Genomic DNA, 16,730 nt, shown 5'->3' with positions numbered 1-16,730 from the left:
CGCTCGCGCGGTGAGGCGCCGGGCTGGGCGCCGCTGCCGGTGCAGTACGCCGACTTCGCGCTGTGGCAGCGCGAAACCCTCGGCGCCGAGGACGACGCGTCGTCGATGATCACCCAGCAGGTCGCGTACTGGTCGCAGCACCTGGCCGGTCTGCCCGATCAGCTCGACCTGCCCGCCGACCGCCCGCGTCCGGCCGTGGCCTCCAACCGTGGTGGCGTGCACGAGTTCTCGATCGACCCGGCCCTGGCCGCGAGCCTGAACGCGCTGGCCCGCGAACACGGCGCCAGCCTCTTCATGGTCGTGCACGCCGCGTTCGCGGCGCTGCTGGCCCGCCTGTCCGGCAACGACGACATCGCCATCGGCACCGCCGTCGCGGGCCGTGGTGAAGCGGTCCTCGACGACGCGATCGGCATGTTCGTCAACACGCTGGTGCTGCGCAGCGCCGTCGACCCGGCCCAGACGTTCACCGAGCTGCTCGCGCAGACCAGGGAAAGCGACCTGGCCGCCTTCGGCCACGCCGACCTGCCGTTCGAGCGGCTGGTGGAGATCCTCAACCCGGCCCGTTCGCAGGCACGGCACCCGCTGTTCCAGGTGATGCTGTCGTTCCAGAACACCGGCGAGGCCTCCTTCGAGCTCCCCGGCCTCGAGGTCGCCGGCGTGCCGCTGGACGTGGTCACCGCCAAGTTCGATCTGCACCTGAACCTGGCCGACCGGCACCGCGCCGACGGTTCCGCCGACGGCATGACCGCCGAATTCGCCTACGCCACCGACATGTTCGACGCCGACACCATCGCGGGCCTCGCGCAGCGCATGGTGCGGATGCTGACCGCCGTCGTCGCCGCGCCGGATCGGGCGATCGGCGAGGTCGAGCTGCTGGCCCCGGCTGAGTACCGCCAGGTCGTCACCGAGTGGAACGCCACCGCGCATCCGGTCGACCAGGCCGCGACGCTGGTGTCGATGTTCGAGGCCCAGGCCGCGACCAGCCCGAACGCGCTCGCTCTCACCTTCGAGGGGATGAGTCTGTCCTACGCCGGGTTCGCCGCGAAGGTGAACCGCCTGGCCCGCCACCTCATCGCCCAGGGCGTCGGCCCGGACACCATGGTCGCGCTCGGCATGCGCCGCTCGCTGGACCTGGTGATCGGCATGTACGCGGTGAGCGTGGCCGGTGGTGCCTACGTGCCGCTGGACCCCGACCACCCGGCCGAGCGCACCCACTACGTGCTCGAGACCGCCGCGCCGGTCTGTGTGTTGACCACTACCCGTGACGAATTCGACGCGGGTTCGACCACCGCGCTCACCATCGAGAGCCTGGACCTGTCGGGTTACTCCGACGCGCCGGTCACCGATGCCGAGCGGATCGCCCCGCTGCGTCCGTCGAACACCGCGTATGTGATCTTCACGTCGGGTTCGACCGGTCGCCCGAAGGGTGTGGCGGTCAGCCACGGTGCGATCGTCAACCGTCTGGTGTGGATGCAGGCCGCCTACGGCCTCACCGACGCCGATGTCGTCCTCCAGAAGACCCCCGCCACCTTCGACGTGTCGGTGTGGGAGTTCTTCTGGCCCTTGCAGATCGGTGCGCGCCTGGTCGTCGCCAAGCCCGACGGTCACCGCGATCCCGCCTACCTCGCCGAGATCATCGAGACCGAGGGTGTCACCACCGCGCACTTCGTGCCGTCCATGATGTCGGTGTTCGTGGCCGAGCTGGCCGAGTCCGCCGCCGTGGCACTGGCCGACGGTCAGCAGACCAGCAACAGCCTGCGCCTGGTCTTCGCCTCCGGTGAGGCACTGCCCGCGCCGACCGCCCAGCGTCTGCGCGCGCTCACCGGCGCGGCCCTGCACAACCTGTACGGCCCCACCGAAGCCGCGGTCGACGTCACCTTCCACGAGGTCACCGACGCCGACACCACCTCGGTCCCGATCGGCGCCCCGGTGTTCAACACCCAGGTGTACGTGCTGGATTCGCGCCTGCACCCGGTGCCCGTCGGCGTCCCCGGCGAGCTGTACCTGGCCGGTGTCCAGCTGGCGCGCGGCTATGTCGCCCGTCCGGACCTGACCGCCGACCGCTTCGTCGCCGACCCGTTCGGCGAAGACGGCGCCCGCATGTACCGCACCGGTGACCTCGTCACCTGGACCGCCGACGGCGAGCTGGAATACCTGGGCCGCACCGACTTCCAGGTGAAGCTGCGTGGTCTGCGTATCGAGCTCGGCGAGATCGAGTCCGCGCTCACCGCGCTGCCGTCGGTCGCCCAGTCGGTCGTGGTCGTCCGCTCCGACGAGCGCCTCGGCGACCAGCTGGTCGGCTACCTGATCCCGGCCGCCGGCGCGAGCATCGACCTCGATGCCGTGCGCACCGAACTCGGCGCCGCACTGCCCGCGTACATGGTGCCCACCGCCTTCGTGATCCTGGACGCCTTCCCGCTCAACGCTTCCGGCAAGCTCGACCGCAAGGCGCTGCCCGCGCCGGTGTTCGAGGCCAAGGTGTTCCGCGCGCCCTCGACCCCGATCGAGGAGATCGTGGCCGGCACCTTCGGCGACGTGCTCGGCGTGACCCGGGTCGGCGCCGACGACGACTTCTTCGAACTCGGCGGCAACTCGCTGCTGGCCACCCAGGTCACCGCCCGTATCGGCGCCGCCCTGGACACCCAGCTCTCGGTCCGCGACCTGTTCGAGGCGTCCACCGTGTCCGCGCTCGCCGCCCGCGCCGAGCACAACGCGGGCTCCGGCCGCACCCGTCCGCGCCTGACGGCGGGGGAGCGGCCCGCGATCATCCCGCTCTCGCCGGCCCAGCAGCGCTACTGGTTCCTCAACCAGTTCGACACCTCCACCTCGGCGGTGGACAACATCCCGCTGGCGGTCCGCCTCACCGGCAACCTCGACGTCCCCGCGCTCGAGCAGGCCATCGGCGACGTGTTCGCCCGGCACGAGATGCTGCGCACCACCTACCCGCGCTCGGCCGACGGCCCGCACCAGGTGATCCTGCCGATCTCGCAGAGCCGCGCCGTGGTGCACCACATCGAGGTCGCCGAGGCCGACCTGCTCGGCACCGTCATCGAATTCGCGATGACCACCTTCGACGTCACCGAAGAGGTACCGCTCAAGGTCGCGCTGTTCAAGCTCTCGGCCACCGACCACGTGCTCGCGTTCACCGTGCACCACGTCTCCGCCGACGGCTCCTCGATGGGCCCGCTGGCGCGCGACATCATGGCCGCCTACGCGGCCCGCGTGCACGGCGAGGCCCCGCAGTGGGCGCCGCTGCCGGTGCAGTACGCCGACTACGCGCTGTGGCAGCGCGAGGTCCTCGGCGACGAGACCGACCCGGAATCGCTCGCCGCCAAGCAGGTCGCCTACTGGAGCAAGGCGCTGGCCGGCCTGCCCGATCAGCTCGAACTGCCCGCCGACCGGCCGCGCCCGCCCGCGCAGTCGTTCCAGGGCAAGGCGATCCGCTTCGAGATCGACCCGGTCCGCCACGCCGCCCTGCACGACCTCGCCCGGGCGAACAACGCCTCGCTGTTCATGGTCGTGCACGCCGCCCTCGCGGTGCTGCTCGCGCGCCTGTCCGGCACCGACGACATCGCGGTCGGCACCCCGATCGCGGGCCGTGGTGAACGCGAACTCGACGACCTGATCGGCATGTTCGTCAACACCCTGGTGTTCCGTACCGCCATCGACCCGGCGGCCTCGTTCGCCGAGCTGCTGGCCGACGTGCGCGAACGCGACCTGGAAGCCTTCGCCAACGCCGACGTGCCGTTCGAGCGCCTGGTCGAGGTGCTCAACCCGGTGCGCTCGACCGCGCGCAACCCGCTGTTCCAGGTGGGCCTGTCGTTCCAGAACCTGGCCGACGCCACCTTCGAACTGCCCGGCCTGACCGTCAGCGCCGTGGACTACGACGCGCAGCTGGCCAAGACCGACCTGCACGTCACCCTCTACGACCGCTACACCGACGACGGCGCACCGGCCCAGCTGGTCACCGAATTCGGTTACGCCATCGACCTGTTCGACGAGGCGACGGTCCAGAGCTTCGCCGACCGCTTCCTGCTCGTGCTCGACGCGGTCGCCGCCGACGCCACCATCCCGGTGGGCGATATCGACCTGCTCACCACGCCGGAGTCCGCGCAGATCGTCACCGCGTGGAACGACACCGCGCACGCGATCGACACCGACGCCACCCTGGTGTCGCTGCTGGACGCGACCGTGGCCGCGACCCCCGAGGCTGTGGCCCTGGTTGTCGACGAGACCGATGGTCGCCGTGAGCTCACCTACGCCGAGCTCGACGCCGAGGTGAACCGCCTTGCGCGGCACCTGATCGAGCGCGGTATCGGAACCGAAGACCGGGTGGCGCTGGCCATCCGCCGTTCCGCGGAACTGATCATCGCGATGTACGCGGTGGCGCGCACCGGTGCGGCCTACGTGCCGATCGACCCGGACCAGCCCGCCGAGCGCACCGACTACATCCTGGAGACGGCCGCGCCCGCGGTCGTGCTGACCACGGTGAATGCCGAATTCAGCACGGCGGCGGCCGAAGTGGTCGTTCTCGACGAGCTCGACCTGAGTGCCGTCAGCCCGGCCGCGATCACCGAGCGTCGTGGCGCCCTGGTGCCCGCGAACACCGCGTACGTGATCTTCACGTCCGGCTCCACCGGCAAGCCCAAGGGTGTCGCGGTCTCGCACGGCGCGATCGTCAACCAGTTGCTGTGGGAGACGGCCGAATTCGGCATCGGCGCCGACGACGCGATCCTGCTCAAGACGGCGGCCACCTTCGACCTCTCGGTCTGGGAGTTCTGGACCGCCGCCGTCGCGGGCGCCCGCCTGGTGGTCGCCACCGCCGACGGTCACCGCGACCCGGCCTACCTCAACGACCTGATGCGGGCCACCGGCGTCACCACGCTGCACGTGGTGCCGTCGATGCTCGACGCGCTGCTCACCGAATCCGGTGCGGCGCTGCCGCGCACGCTGCGCCGGGTGCTGGCCATCGGTGAGGCGCTGCCCGCGTCCACCGCGCAGCGCTTCCGCACCGCCAACACCGCGGAACTGTTCAACCTGTACGGCCCGACCGAGGCCGCGGTCTCGATCACCAGCCACGCGGTGACCGACGCCGACCAGGTGTCGGTGTCGATCGGTGCGCCGGAGTGGAACAGCCGTGTCTACGTGCTGGATTCGCGCCTGCGGCCGGTGCCGGTCGGTGTCTCCGGTGAGCTCTACCTGGCCGGCGCGCAACTGGCCCGCGGCTACTACGGCCGCGCGGATCTCACCGCCGACCGCTTCGTCGCCGATCCGTTCTCCGCGCTCGGTGAGCGTATGTACCGCACCGGTGACCTGGTGGCCTGGAACGCCGACGGCGAACTGGACTACCGCGGCCGCACCGACTTCCAGGTGAAGATCCGCGGCTTCCGCATCGAGCTCGGCGAGATCGAGGCCGCGCTGCTGCGTCAGCCGGACATCACCTCCGCCGCGGTGCTCGCCCACACCGACCCCGTCGTCGGTGACCGCCTGGTGGCCTACGTCGTCGCCGGAACCGAAATCGACAAGCTGGCCTTGCGCGCCGCACTGGCCGCCGAGCTGCCGTCCTACATGGTCCCGACCGTGTTCCTGCAGCTCGACGCCCTGCCGCTGAACGCCAACGGCAAGCTGGACCGCAAGGCGCTGCCGGAACCCGAGGTCGAGAAGGCCGTGTTCCGCGCGCCGGTCAGCCCGAGCGAGCAGCTCGTGGCCGCCACCTTCGCCGAGGTCCTGCGTCTCGACTCCGACAAGCGCTTCGGCCTCGACGACGACTTCTTCGCCTGGGGCGGTAACTCGCTGCTGGCGACGCAGGTCGCCGCGCGCCTGGGCGAGGCGCTCGACACCCGCATCCCCGTGCGCCTGCTGTTCGAGGCGTCCACGGTGGCCGCGCTGGCCCAGCGGGTCGAGCAGCACGCCGAGACCGGCGATCGCAAGGCGCTCACCGCCGGTCCGCGCCCCGAGCACATCCCGCTCTCGCTGGCGCAGCAGCGCATGTGGTTCCTCAACCGCTTCGACACCCAGTCGGCGGCCTACAACGTGCCCGTCGCGGTCCGCCTCACCGGCGACCTCGACGTGGCCGCGCTGCGGGCCGCGATCACCGACCTGGTGTCGCGCCACGAGATCCTGCGCACGGTGTACCCGCAGACGGAAGCCGGTGCGGCACAGGTGATCCTGTCGCCCGCGCAGGCCGCGCCGGAACTGATCGAGCGCACGGTGGCCGCCGAGGAGATGGAATCGGCTGTCGCGGAACTGATGTCGACCATCTTCGACGTCACCGTCGAGGTGCCGCTGAAGGTCGCGCTGTTCCGCGTCGAGAACACCGATGCCGAACCCGCGGCGCCGGGCTCGGTCTTCGGGCCCGCCCGCACCGTCTCCGGCGATTTCGTGCTCGCCATGGTCGTGCACCACATCTCCGGTGACGGCTCGTCCGTCGCTCCGCTGACCCGCGATCTGATGACCGCCTACGCGGCCCGCTCCACCGGCCAGGAGCCGGGCTGGGCGCCGCTGGCGGTGCAGTACGCGGACTACAGCATCTGGCAGCGTGAACTGCTCGGCAGCGAGGACGATCCGGACTCGATGGCGTCCAAGCAGGTCGCGCACTGGAAGCAGGCCCTGGCCGAGCTGCCCGATCAGCTCGACCTGCCGGCCGATCGCCCGCGTCCGGCCGTGCAGACCTTCGCCGGTAGCAAGGTCGACGTCCAGATCGACGCCGACACGCACCGCGCGCTGGTCGAGCTGGCCCGTGCCGAGGGCGCGACGCTGTTCATGGTCGTGCACACCGCCCTCGCGGTGCTGCTGGCCCGTCTCTCGGGCACCGACGACATCGCCATCGGCACCCCGATGGCCGGTCGTGGCGAGGCCGCCCTCGACGACATGATCGGCATGTTCGTCAACACCCTGGTGTTCCGCACCAAGGTCGACGGCGGCGAGGCGTTCACCGAGCTGCTGGCCCGCCAGCGCGAGGACGACATCGCCGCGTTCGCCAACGCCGATGTGCCGTTCGAGCGCCTGGTCGAGGTGCTCAACCCGGTCCGCTCCACCGCGCGTCACCCGCTGTTCCAGGTCGGTCTGTCGTTCCAGAACCTCAGCCGCGCCACCCTGGAACTGCCCGGCCTGACGGTGTCCGGACTCGACATCGACTCCCAGCTGTCGCAGTTCGACCTGCACCTCATCGCCACCGACCGCTACGGCGACGCCGGTGAGCCCGAAGGCATCTCGGGTCTGTTCACCTACGCGACCGACCTGTTCGACCACGCCACGGTCGAAGGTTTCGTGGAGCGTTTCGTCCGCCTGCTCGGCGCGATCGTCGCCACCCCGCGCACCGCGGTCGGCGACATCGAGCTGCTCGCACCGGCCGAACGCGCCCAGCTGCTCGACGCCCGCAACGGCACCGCCTACAAGGTCGACACCGCGGCCACCCTGGTCTCGCTGCTCGACGCGACGGTGGCCGCCGACCCGAAGGCGACCGCCCTGGTCACCGACGACGGCACCCAGCTCAGCTACGCCGAACTCGACGCGAAGGTGAACCGCCTCGCGCGGCACCTGATCTCGCTCGGCGTCGGCCCGGAGGCACGCGTCGCGCTGGCGCTGCGCCGCTCGGTGGACCTGATCGTCGCGATGTACGCCGTCGCCAAGTCCGGTGGCGCGTACGTGCCGGTCGACCCCGATCAGGCGGCCGACCGCACGAACTACATCCTCGAGACGGCGGCACCGGTCTGTGTGCTGACCAATGCCGAGGCCGAGTTCGACACCACGGTCGCGCCGCTGGTGCGCATCGACGAGCTCGATCTCGACGAGGTCAGCGCCGCACCGGTTTCCGATGCCGAGCGCACCGGGCCGCTGCGTCCGGAGCACACCGCGTACGTGATCTTCACGTCCGGTTCCACCGGCCGCCCGAAGGGTGTCGCTGTCCCGCACGGCGCCATCGCCAACCAGCTCCAGTGGAAGCTGATCGAGTTCGGCATGGACGCCGCCGACGCGGTGCTGCTCAAGACCGCGGCCACCTTCGACCTCTCGGTCTGGGAGTTCTGGTCGGCCGCCGTCTGCGGTGGCCGCCTGGTGATCGCCTCGGCCGACGGCCATCGCGATCCGGCGTACCTGAACGAGCTGATGTCGAGCGAGTGGGTCACCACCCTGCATGTGGTGCCGTCGATGCTCGACGCGCTGCTGGCCGCCGGCATGCCCGATTCGCTGTGGCGGGTTCTCGCCATCGGTGAGGCGCTGCCGGGTTCGCTCGCGCAGCGGTTCCGCACCGCGTTCCCGCGCACCGAGCTGTTCAACCTGTACGGCCCCACCGAGGCCGCGGTCTCGATCACCTCGCATCGGGTGAACGCCGCCGACCAGGGCTCGGTCTCCATCGGCGCGCCCGCGTGGAACAGCCAGGTGTACGTGCTCGACGCGCGGCTGCGCCCGGTGCCCGACGGCGTCGCGGGCGAGCTGTACCTCGCGGGCGCGCAGCTGGCCCGCGGCTACTTCGGCCGCGCCGACCTGACCGCCGACCGTTTCGTGGCCAACCCGTTCACCCCCGGTACCCGCATGTACCGCACCGGTGACCTGGTGGCCTGGCACAACGGCGAGCTCGACTACCGCGGCCGCACCGACTTCCAGGTGAAGATCCGCGGCTTCCGCATCGAGCTCGGCGAGATCGAGGCCGCGCTGCTGGCGCTGCCCGAGATCGCGCAGGCCGCCGTCATCGCGAAGTCCGACCCGCGCACCGGCGATCGCCTGGTCGCGTACCTGGTCGGTGTGGATGTGGATGTGGCGCAGGTGAAGTCGACGCTGGCCGCCGGGCTGCCGTCGTACATGGTGCCCGCCGCGTTCGTCGTCATGGACGCGCTGCCGCTCAATGTCAACGGCAAGCTCGACCGCAAGGCGCTGCCGGAGCCGGAGTTCGAGGCCCAGGCGTTCCGCGCGCCGTCCACCCCGATCGAGGAGATCGTGGCGGGCGTGTTCGCGGACGTGCTCGGCGCCGAGCGCGTCGGCGCCGACGACGACTTCTTCGCCCTCGGCGGCAACTCGCTGCTGGCCACGCAGGTCGCGGCCCGCCTCGGCGCCGCCCTGGACAGCCGGGTGCCCGTGCGCCTGCTGTTCGAGGCGTCGACGGTCGCCGGTCTCGCGGTGAAGGTCGAGCAGGGTGCGGGCGCCGGTGGGCGTCGCGCGCTGGTCGCCGGACCGCGCCCGGAGCAGGTGCCGCTGTCGCTCGCGCAGCAGCGCATGTGGTTCCTGAACCAGTTCGACACCAGCTCCGCGGTGAACAACATCCCGGTCGCCGTCCGCCTGTCGGGCGCGCTGGATGTCGAGGCGTTGCAGCTCGCGGTCGCCGATGTGCTGGCCAGGCACGAGACCCTGCGCACGGTGTACCCGTCGACCGACGGCACCCCGCATCAGGTGATCCTGCCGGTCGAGGGCAATGTCCCGGATCTGACGCCGGAAACCGTTGCGCCCGACCAGGTCCGCGACAAGATCGCCGCGCTGATCTCCACCGGTTTCGACGTGCTCGACGAAGTTCCGCTGCGCGCCAAGCTGATGCAGGTCGCGGACGAGGAGTACGTGCTCGTCTTCGTCGCCCACCACATCAGCGCCGACGGCTGGTCGATGGCGCCGCTGACCCGCGACGTCATGGTGGCCTACGCCGCCCGCGCCGCCGGGGAACGCCCGGGCTGGGCGCCGATGCCGGTGCAGTACGCCGACTTCAGCGTCTGGCAGCGCGACGTCCTCGGCTCCGAAGCCGACGACACCAGCCTGATCTCCCAGCAGGCCGACTACTGGAAGCGCGCCCTCGCCGGTGTCCCCGACGAGCTGAACCTGCCGCTGGACCGGCCGCGTCCGAGCACGCAGTCCTTCGCCGGTGGCCGGGTGCTGTTCCCGATCGGCACCGAGATCCACGCCGGACTCTCGGCCATCGCCCGCGAGCAGAACGCGACGCTGTTCATGGTCGTGCACACCGCCCTCGCGGTGTTCCTGGCACGCATGTCGGGCACCGAGGACATCGTCATCGGCACCCCGATCGCCGGCCGTGGCGAGGCCGAACTCGACGACGTCATCGGCATGTTCGTCAACACACTGGCCCTGCGCACGCAGGTCGGCGGCCAGCTCAGCTTCGCCGAGCTGCTGACCCAGGCGAAGGAAGCCGACCTGGCCGCCTTCGCGCACGCCGACATCCCGTTCGAGCGCCTGGTGGAACTGCTCAACCCCGAGCGCTCCACCGCGCGGCACCCGCTGTTCCAGGTGGCGCTGTCGTTCGAGAACCTGCCCGACGCCAGCTTCGAGCTGCCCGGTCTGTCGGTCTCGGCCGTCGACTTCGACGTCGACACCGCCAAGTTCGACCTGCTGCTCACCGTGCGTGAGGCGCAGGCCGGTGACGAGGCGGGCGCCTACGCCGAGTTCTCCTACGCCAGTGACCTGTTCGACCAGTCGACGGTCGAGAAGTTCGCGCAGCGATTCCAGCGACTGCTCGCCGAGGTCGTCGCCGACACCACCACCCCGGTCGGCGATCTCGAACTCCTCGACGGCACCGAGCGCACCGCACTGCTCACCCGCACCGGCGGTCCCGCCGCGTCGACGAGCACCCTGCCGGAGCTGCTGGCCCAGGCCGTGGCGACCAACCCGGCCGGTCAGGCGATCGTCGCCCCCGGCGAGTCGGTCGACACCGGGCTGGTCCGCGCACTCACCGCGACGGAGTCGGGCGACGTTCGCTCGCTGACCTACGCCGAGCTGGACGCGGCCTCCTCGCGCCTGGCACGCGTGCTGATCGAGCGTGGCGCCGCGCCGGAGACGGTCGTCGCCATCGCCATGCAGCGCTCGCTCGAGACCACCCTCGCCATCTGGGCCGTCGTCAAGTCGGGTGCGGCGTTCCTGCCGGTCGACCCGAAGTACCCGGCCGAGCGCATCGCGCACATGATGTCGGATTCGGGTGCGGCACTGGGCATCACGGTGTCGTCCGAGGTCGATCACCTGCCCGCGCCCGCACTGGGTGACTGGCTGGTCCTCGACGACGCGGCGCTGCAGGCCGAGGTCGCCGAACAGTCCGACGCGCCGATCACCGATGCGGACCGTCGTGGCGCCGTCCGGTCCGGCAATACGGCCTACATGATCTACACCTCGGGTTCGACGGGCCTGCCCAAGGGCGTCGTCGTCAGTCACACCGGTGTGGCCAACTTCGCCGCCGCCCAGGTGGCGCAGTTCGGCCTCGGCAAGGACGCGCGCACCCTGGCGTTCGCGTCCCCGTCGTTCGACGCGTCGATCCTCGAGTTCCTGCTCGCGGTCGGCTCGGCGGGCACCCTCGTCATCACGCCGGTCGGCGTGGTCGGCGGCGAGGAACTGGCCGAGATCATCGTGGGCCAGCAGCTGACCCACGTGTTCCTCACCCCGCTGGTCGCGGCGTCGATGGAACCCGCGGCGCTGGCCGACGTGGAAGCGCTGATCGTCGGTGGCGACAAGGCCCCGGTCGACCTGGTCGCGAACTGGCACAGCGCGGGCACCGACCCGGCGCACCACCGGTTCTACAACGCCTACGGCCCCACCGAGGCGACCATCGCGACCAACCTGTCCGATCCGCTGCTGCCTGGCGACACGATGAACATCGGTGGTCCGATCGCCGGCGCCACCGTGTACGTGCTCGACAACCGCCTGCGCCCGGTCCCCGAGGGCGTGGCCGGTGAGCTGTACCTGGGTGGCGTCGCGCTGGCCCGCGGCTACCACGCGCGCCACGGCCTCACCGCCGAGCGCTTCGTGGCCAGCCCGTACGCCGAGGGCGAGCGGCTGTACCGCACCGGTGACGTCGTCGCCTGGCGCACCGTCAACGGCAAGTCCGTCGTGGAATACGTGGGCCGCAACGACTTCCAGGTGAAGATCCGCGGCTTCCGTATCGAACTGGGCGAGATCGACGCGGTCCTCACCGCGCACGACGACGTCGAGTTCGCCGCCACCATCGGCCGCAAGACCGACGCGGGCGCCACCATCCTGGTGTCCTACGTGCGGGCCACCGCCGACCCGGCCACCCTGGTCGAGTACGCGGCGCAGCAGCTGCCCGCGCACATGGTGCCCGCCGCCGTCATGGTGCTCGACGAGATCCCGCTGACCCCCGCGGGCAAGCTCGACCGTCGCGCCCTCCCCGAGCCGGTCCTCGCCCCGCGCGAGTTCCGCACGCCGACAAGTGAAGTCGAGGCGATCATCGCCACCGTCTTTGCCGAGGTGCTCGGTGTCGACGCGGTCGGCCTGGACGATTCGTTCTTCGCCCTCGGCGGCGACTCGATCCTGTCCATCCAGCTGGTCTCGCGCGCCAAGGACCGCGGCGTGCTGTTCAAGCCGCGCGACGTGTTCGAGAAGCGCAGCGTGGCGGGCCTGGCCGAAATCGCCGTGCTCGCGGGCGACGCCGACCAGATCGTGCTCGAGGAACTGCCCGGCGGCGGTGTCGGTGACATCCCGATGCTGCCGATCATGCGCCAGATCCTGAGCAGCGGCTCCACCTACGACCGGTTCTCCCAGTCGATGGTGCTGCGCCTGCCGGAGAACATCACCGACGAGGTCCTGCACGCCACCATCGGCGCGGTCTTCGATCATCACGATGTGCTCCGCTCGCGGGTGCTGAAGGATGCCGAAAAGGGCTGGGTCTTCGAGGCATTGGCACCGGGTGAGGTCGATGTGGCCGCGCTGGTGCGGCGCGTCGAGGTTCCCGCCGAGATCGGTGACGAGCAGCTTTCCAAGCTGGCCAGCACCGAATACGACGAGGCCATGGGCCGCCTGAACCCGGCCGGCGCGGCAATGGTGCAGTTCGTCTGGTTCGCCTTCGGCGAGTCTGCGGAGGGCACGCGCCGTCGCGACGTGCTGCTCATCGTCGGCCACCACTTCGTGATCGACGGCGTCTCCTGGCGCATCCTGATCCCGGACCTCGGCATGGCCTGGGGCCAGATCGCGGCCGGTCAGCCGGTCGCGCTGCCCGTCAACGGCACCTCGATGCGCCGCTGGGCGCACAGCCTGGTCGAGCAGTCGACCGATCGTCGCGCGGAACTGCCGTTCTGGCGCGAGGTCTCGGCCACCGCCGATCCGCGACTGGGCGCGCGGGCGTTCGACCCGCAGGTCGACACCTTCGCCACCGTCGACCGGGTGCAGGTCACCCTGTCGCCGGAGGTCACAGATGCGGTGCTCACCGCGATCCCGAGCCTCTACCACGGCGGTGTCAACGACGGTCTGCTCACCGCCCTCGCGCTGGCCGTATCCCGTTGGCGCGGCGACGAATCCGGCACCGCGGCGCTGATCAAGCTGGAGGGCCACGGCCGCCAGGAGGAGATCGTCGCCGGTGCCGACCTGTCGCGCACCGTCGGCTGGTTCACCACTGCCTTCCCGGTCCGCCTCGACCTGGCCGGTGCCGATCTCGACGACGCCTTCGCCGGCGGCGCCGTGCTCGGCGAGGTGATCAAGTCGGTCAAGGAGCAGATGCTGGCCGTGCCCGACAAGGGCATCGGCTACGGCATGCTGAAGTACCTGACCACCGAGGGTGCCGATCTGCCGTCCGTCGGCCAGATCAGCTTCAACTACCTCGGTCGCGCGACGGCGGGCGAGATCCCCGCCGAACTCGCCGAACTCGGCTGGGTGCCGGTGGCGGATCTGGGTCAGCTCGACGCCGAGATGGACCTGGACATGCCCGCCAACGCGACGCTGGACATCAACGCCATCGTCAACGACGGCGACGACGGCCCGCAGCTGGGCGCGAACATCGCGTTCCCGACCGGGCTGCTCACCGCCGACCAGGCCCAGGAGTTCGCCGACCTGTTCGTGGCCGCGCTCACCGCGCTGGCGACCCACGCGCGGCGGACCGACGCGGGCGGTTTCACCCCGTCCGACATGCCGCTGGTGCGCGTCGATCAGTCCGACATCGAGCTGTGGGAAGGCAACTACCCGGCCCTGGCCGAGGTGTGGCCGCTCTCGCCGCTGCAGGCGGGCCTGATGTTCCACGCCATGCTCAGCTCGGCCACCGTCGACGTCTACACCGTGCAGGCCGTCCTCGACCTGACCGGCACGCTCGACACCGAGCGGCTGCGCCGCGCCGCCCAGGCCGTGCTCGACCGGTACCCGAACCTGCGGACCGCGTTCGTCACCGACTCGGCCGGTCAGCCGGTGCAGGTCGTGATGTCCGAGCTCGACGTCCCGTGGCGCGAGGTCGACCTGACCGACCTGCCGGAGGACGAGCGGCTGCCGCGCATGCAGCAGCTGCTGCTGGCCGACCGCGCCGACCAGTTCGACATGGCGACGGCTCCGCTGATCCGCTTCGGTCTCTACAAGACCGGTGAGGGCCAGTCCCACCTGGCGATCACGGTGCACCACATCCTGATCGACGGCTGGTCCATGCCGCTGCTCATGCGCGACCTGCTGGTCCTCTACGCGGTGCACGGTGACCTCACCGCGCTCCCGCGTGTGGCCTCCTACCGCAACTTCCTGTCCTTCCTGTCCGGCTGGGATCGCGAAGTGTCGCTGCAGGTCTGGGCCGAAGCGCTGAACGGGGTCGAAGGCCCCACCCAGCTGGCGCCCGCGCCGCGCACCGAGGAGCGCTACGAGCTCGGCAAGGTCATCGTCGAGATCGACAACGACCGCACCAGGGCGCTCGGCAAGTTCGCCGGCGAACTCGGTGTCACCGTGAACACGCTGCTGCAGACCGCGTGGGGCATCGTCGTCGGCCGCCTCACCGGCCGCGACGACGTGGTGTTCGGCGCGACCGTGTCCGGCCGCCCGGCCGAACTGCCCGGCGTCGAGTCGATGGTCGGCCTGTTCATCAACACCCTGCCGGTGCGGATCCAGATCGACGACCGGATCAGCGCGGAGGAACTGACCAAGCGGGTGCAGGCCGAGCAGGCCGACCTGCTCAGCCACCACTTCGTCGGCCTCTCCGACATCCAGCGGGTGGCCGGTGCCGGTGCCCAGTTCGACACGTTGCTGGTGTTCGAGTCCTACCCGATGGACAAGGACGCCGTCACCGCGGCGAGCTCGATCGACGGCATGCAGGTCACCGGTGTCGGCCTCGACGACGCCACCCACTACCCGCTCACGCTGGTGGTGATGGCGGAGTCGACCATCGAGATCACCCTGCGCTACCTGCGCAGCACCTACACCGAGGACGAGGTCCGCACCCTGTCCGCGCGTCTGCTGCGCGTGCTCGACGAGCTGCTCGACAACCCGACCGGCCTGGTCGGCGACATCGACATCCTCGACGCGGGCGAACGCGCCCAGCTGCTCGCCGAATCCGGTGTGACGGCTGCTGTCTCGGCCCCGGTCGCGACAGCGGGCGTTGGTGCGCAGACGGTGGCCAAGGTGCTCGGCGAGGTCGTCGAAGCCGACCCGCAGGCTCCCGCCCTGCTCCGCGGCGACAGCGAAATCGCGTACAGCGCACTGGATCGCAAGTCCTCGCAGCTGGCCCGCGTGCTCATCGCCCGCGGTGCGGGCCCCGGCGATGTCGTCGCGATCTCGCTGCCGCGCAGCGTGGACTCCGTCCTCGCCGCCTGGGCCATCCAGAAGGCGGGCGCCGCGGTCCTGTTCGCCGGCGAGCTGTCCGGCGTCGAGATCGCCGCGACCGGTGCGTCCTACGGCATCAGCGACGCCCCCGTCGCCGGTGTCGCGGGTGACTGGCTGATCCTGCCCGACGTGGAAGCCGAGATCGCTGCCGCCGCGGCGCATCCCGTCTCCTACGCCGACCGGGTCCGCCCGCTGTCCGAGGACCACCCCGCCTTCGTCCTGGCCGCGGCCGGGGCGACCTCGACGCTCACCCAGAGCGCCGCGCTCGCCCTCGCCAAGACCCTGCGCGACACCCACGGCGTCGACTACGAATGCACCACCTTCACCACCCACGCCTCCGGCCCGGCGGCCATCCAGGAATTCCTGGTCTCCGCCACCGCGGGTGCCCTGTCGGTCCTCCCCGACGGCCCGGTCGAAGACGACCTGTCCGACGGTGAGGTCACCCACTGGTTCGTCGCCCCCGGCGACCCGACCGATGCGGCCGAGGGTGAGGTCACGGTGATCGTCGCCGAGTAGTGCTGTGCTGCTCGTCTACCCTGTTTCCCCTGGTAGGCGAGCAGCATCAACGCTTCACGACTGCCCGTCAGCCGCTAGACTCGAATCGTTCGGCGCGAGCGGCGCGCTGTGCTCAACGAATCGGAGGTGTTCGGGTGGCGATGCCATTACCGCACTCCGATCACTGGACTGCCGCGGATCTCGACCAGATGCCCGACGACGGACTGCGATACGAGGTGTTGAATGGCCAGCTCGTCGTGAATGCAGCACCGAAGCCGATGCATCAGTGGTTGATCAAACGCCTGACGCAAGTCCTCGACGCTGTCGTATCGGCCGAGCGTGTGGTCATGGACGGTGTCGGCGTGCTCATCGGTGACGACGAGCCGATTCCCGATCTCATGGTGGCCACCGGTTCGATTGATTGGTATGGGCGCGGGGTGCCGGTGGGTCAGGTCGAACTCGCTGTCGAGGTGGTGTCGAAGTCGACCACCCTGCAAGACCGCCTGGTGAAGCCGGTCCTGTACGCGCAGGCCGGGATCCCGACGTACTGGCGATTCGAGATCAACTCGTTCAAAGGCCAGCTGCCCGGCGAGGCACTTCCGGTTCTGTTCGCCTATTCGCTGGGGGTCGATGGCGAATACGAACAGACCCATCGCGCGTCGGCGGGTAGCCCCGTGACGTTGCGTGCACCGTTCGAGGTCACGTTCGACCCCGCTGCGCTGCTTCCTCGCTAG

2 protein-coding genes (1 of these 2 running past the window's edge) are annotated in these 16,730 nt (G+C 70.5%); both read left to right on the top strand.

Annotation, left to right across the window (positions count from 1 at the left end):
* A protein-coding gene (locus tag ACFVAV_RS02410; protein ID WP_379028687.1) for a non-ribosomal peptide synthase/polyketide synthase crosses the window boundary here: on the top strand, positions 1–16,017 show its final stretch. 27,741 nt of this gene lie to the left of the window's left edge; 16,017 of the gene's 43,758 nt are visible here — the last part of the coding sequence; the start codon falls outside the window, past its left edge; it ends in the stop codon at positions 16,015–16,017.
* Entirely contained in the window at positions 16,017–16,730 is a 714-nt protein-coding gene (locus ACFVAV_RS02405; RefSeq protein ID WP_379028685.1) for a Uma2 family endonuclease, read from the top strand. Before ACFVAV_RS02410 ends, ACFVAV_RS02405 begins: the two co-directional genes overlap by 1 nt.

The sequence above is a fragment of the Nocardia sp. NPDC057663 genome (genome assembly GCF_042799895.1).
Taxonomy (GTDB): domain Bacteria; phylum Actinomycetota; class Actinomycetes; order Mycobacteriales; family Mycobacteriaceae; genus Nocardia.
Note: the sequence above shows the minus strand (reverse complement) of the source record. Positions and strands in the feature narration are given on the sequence as shown.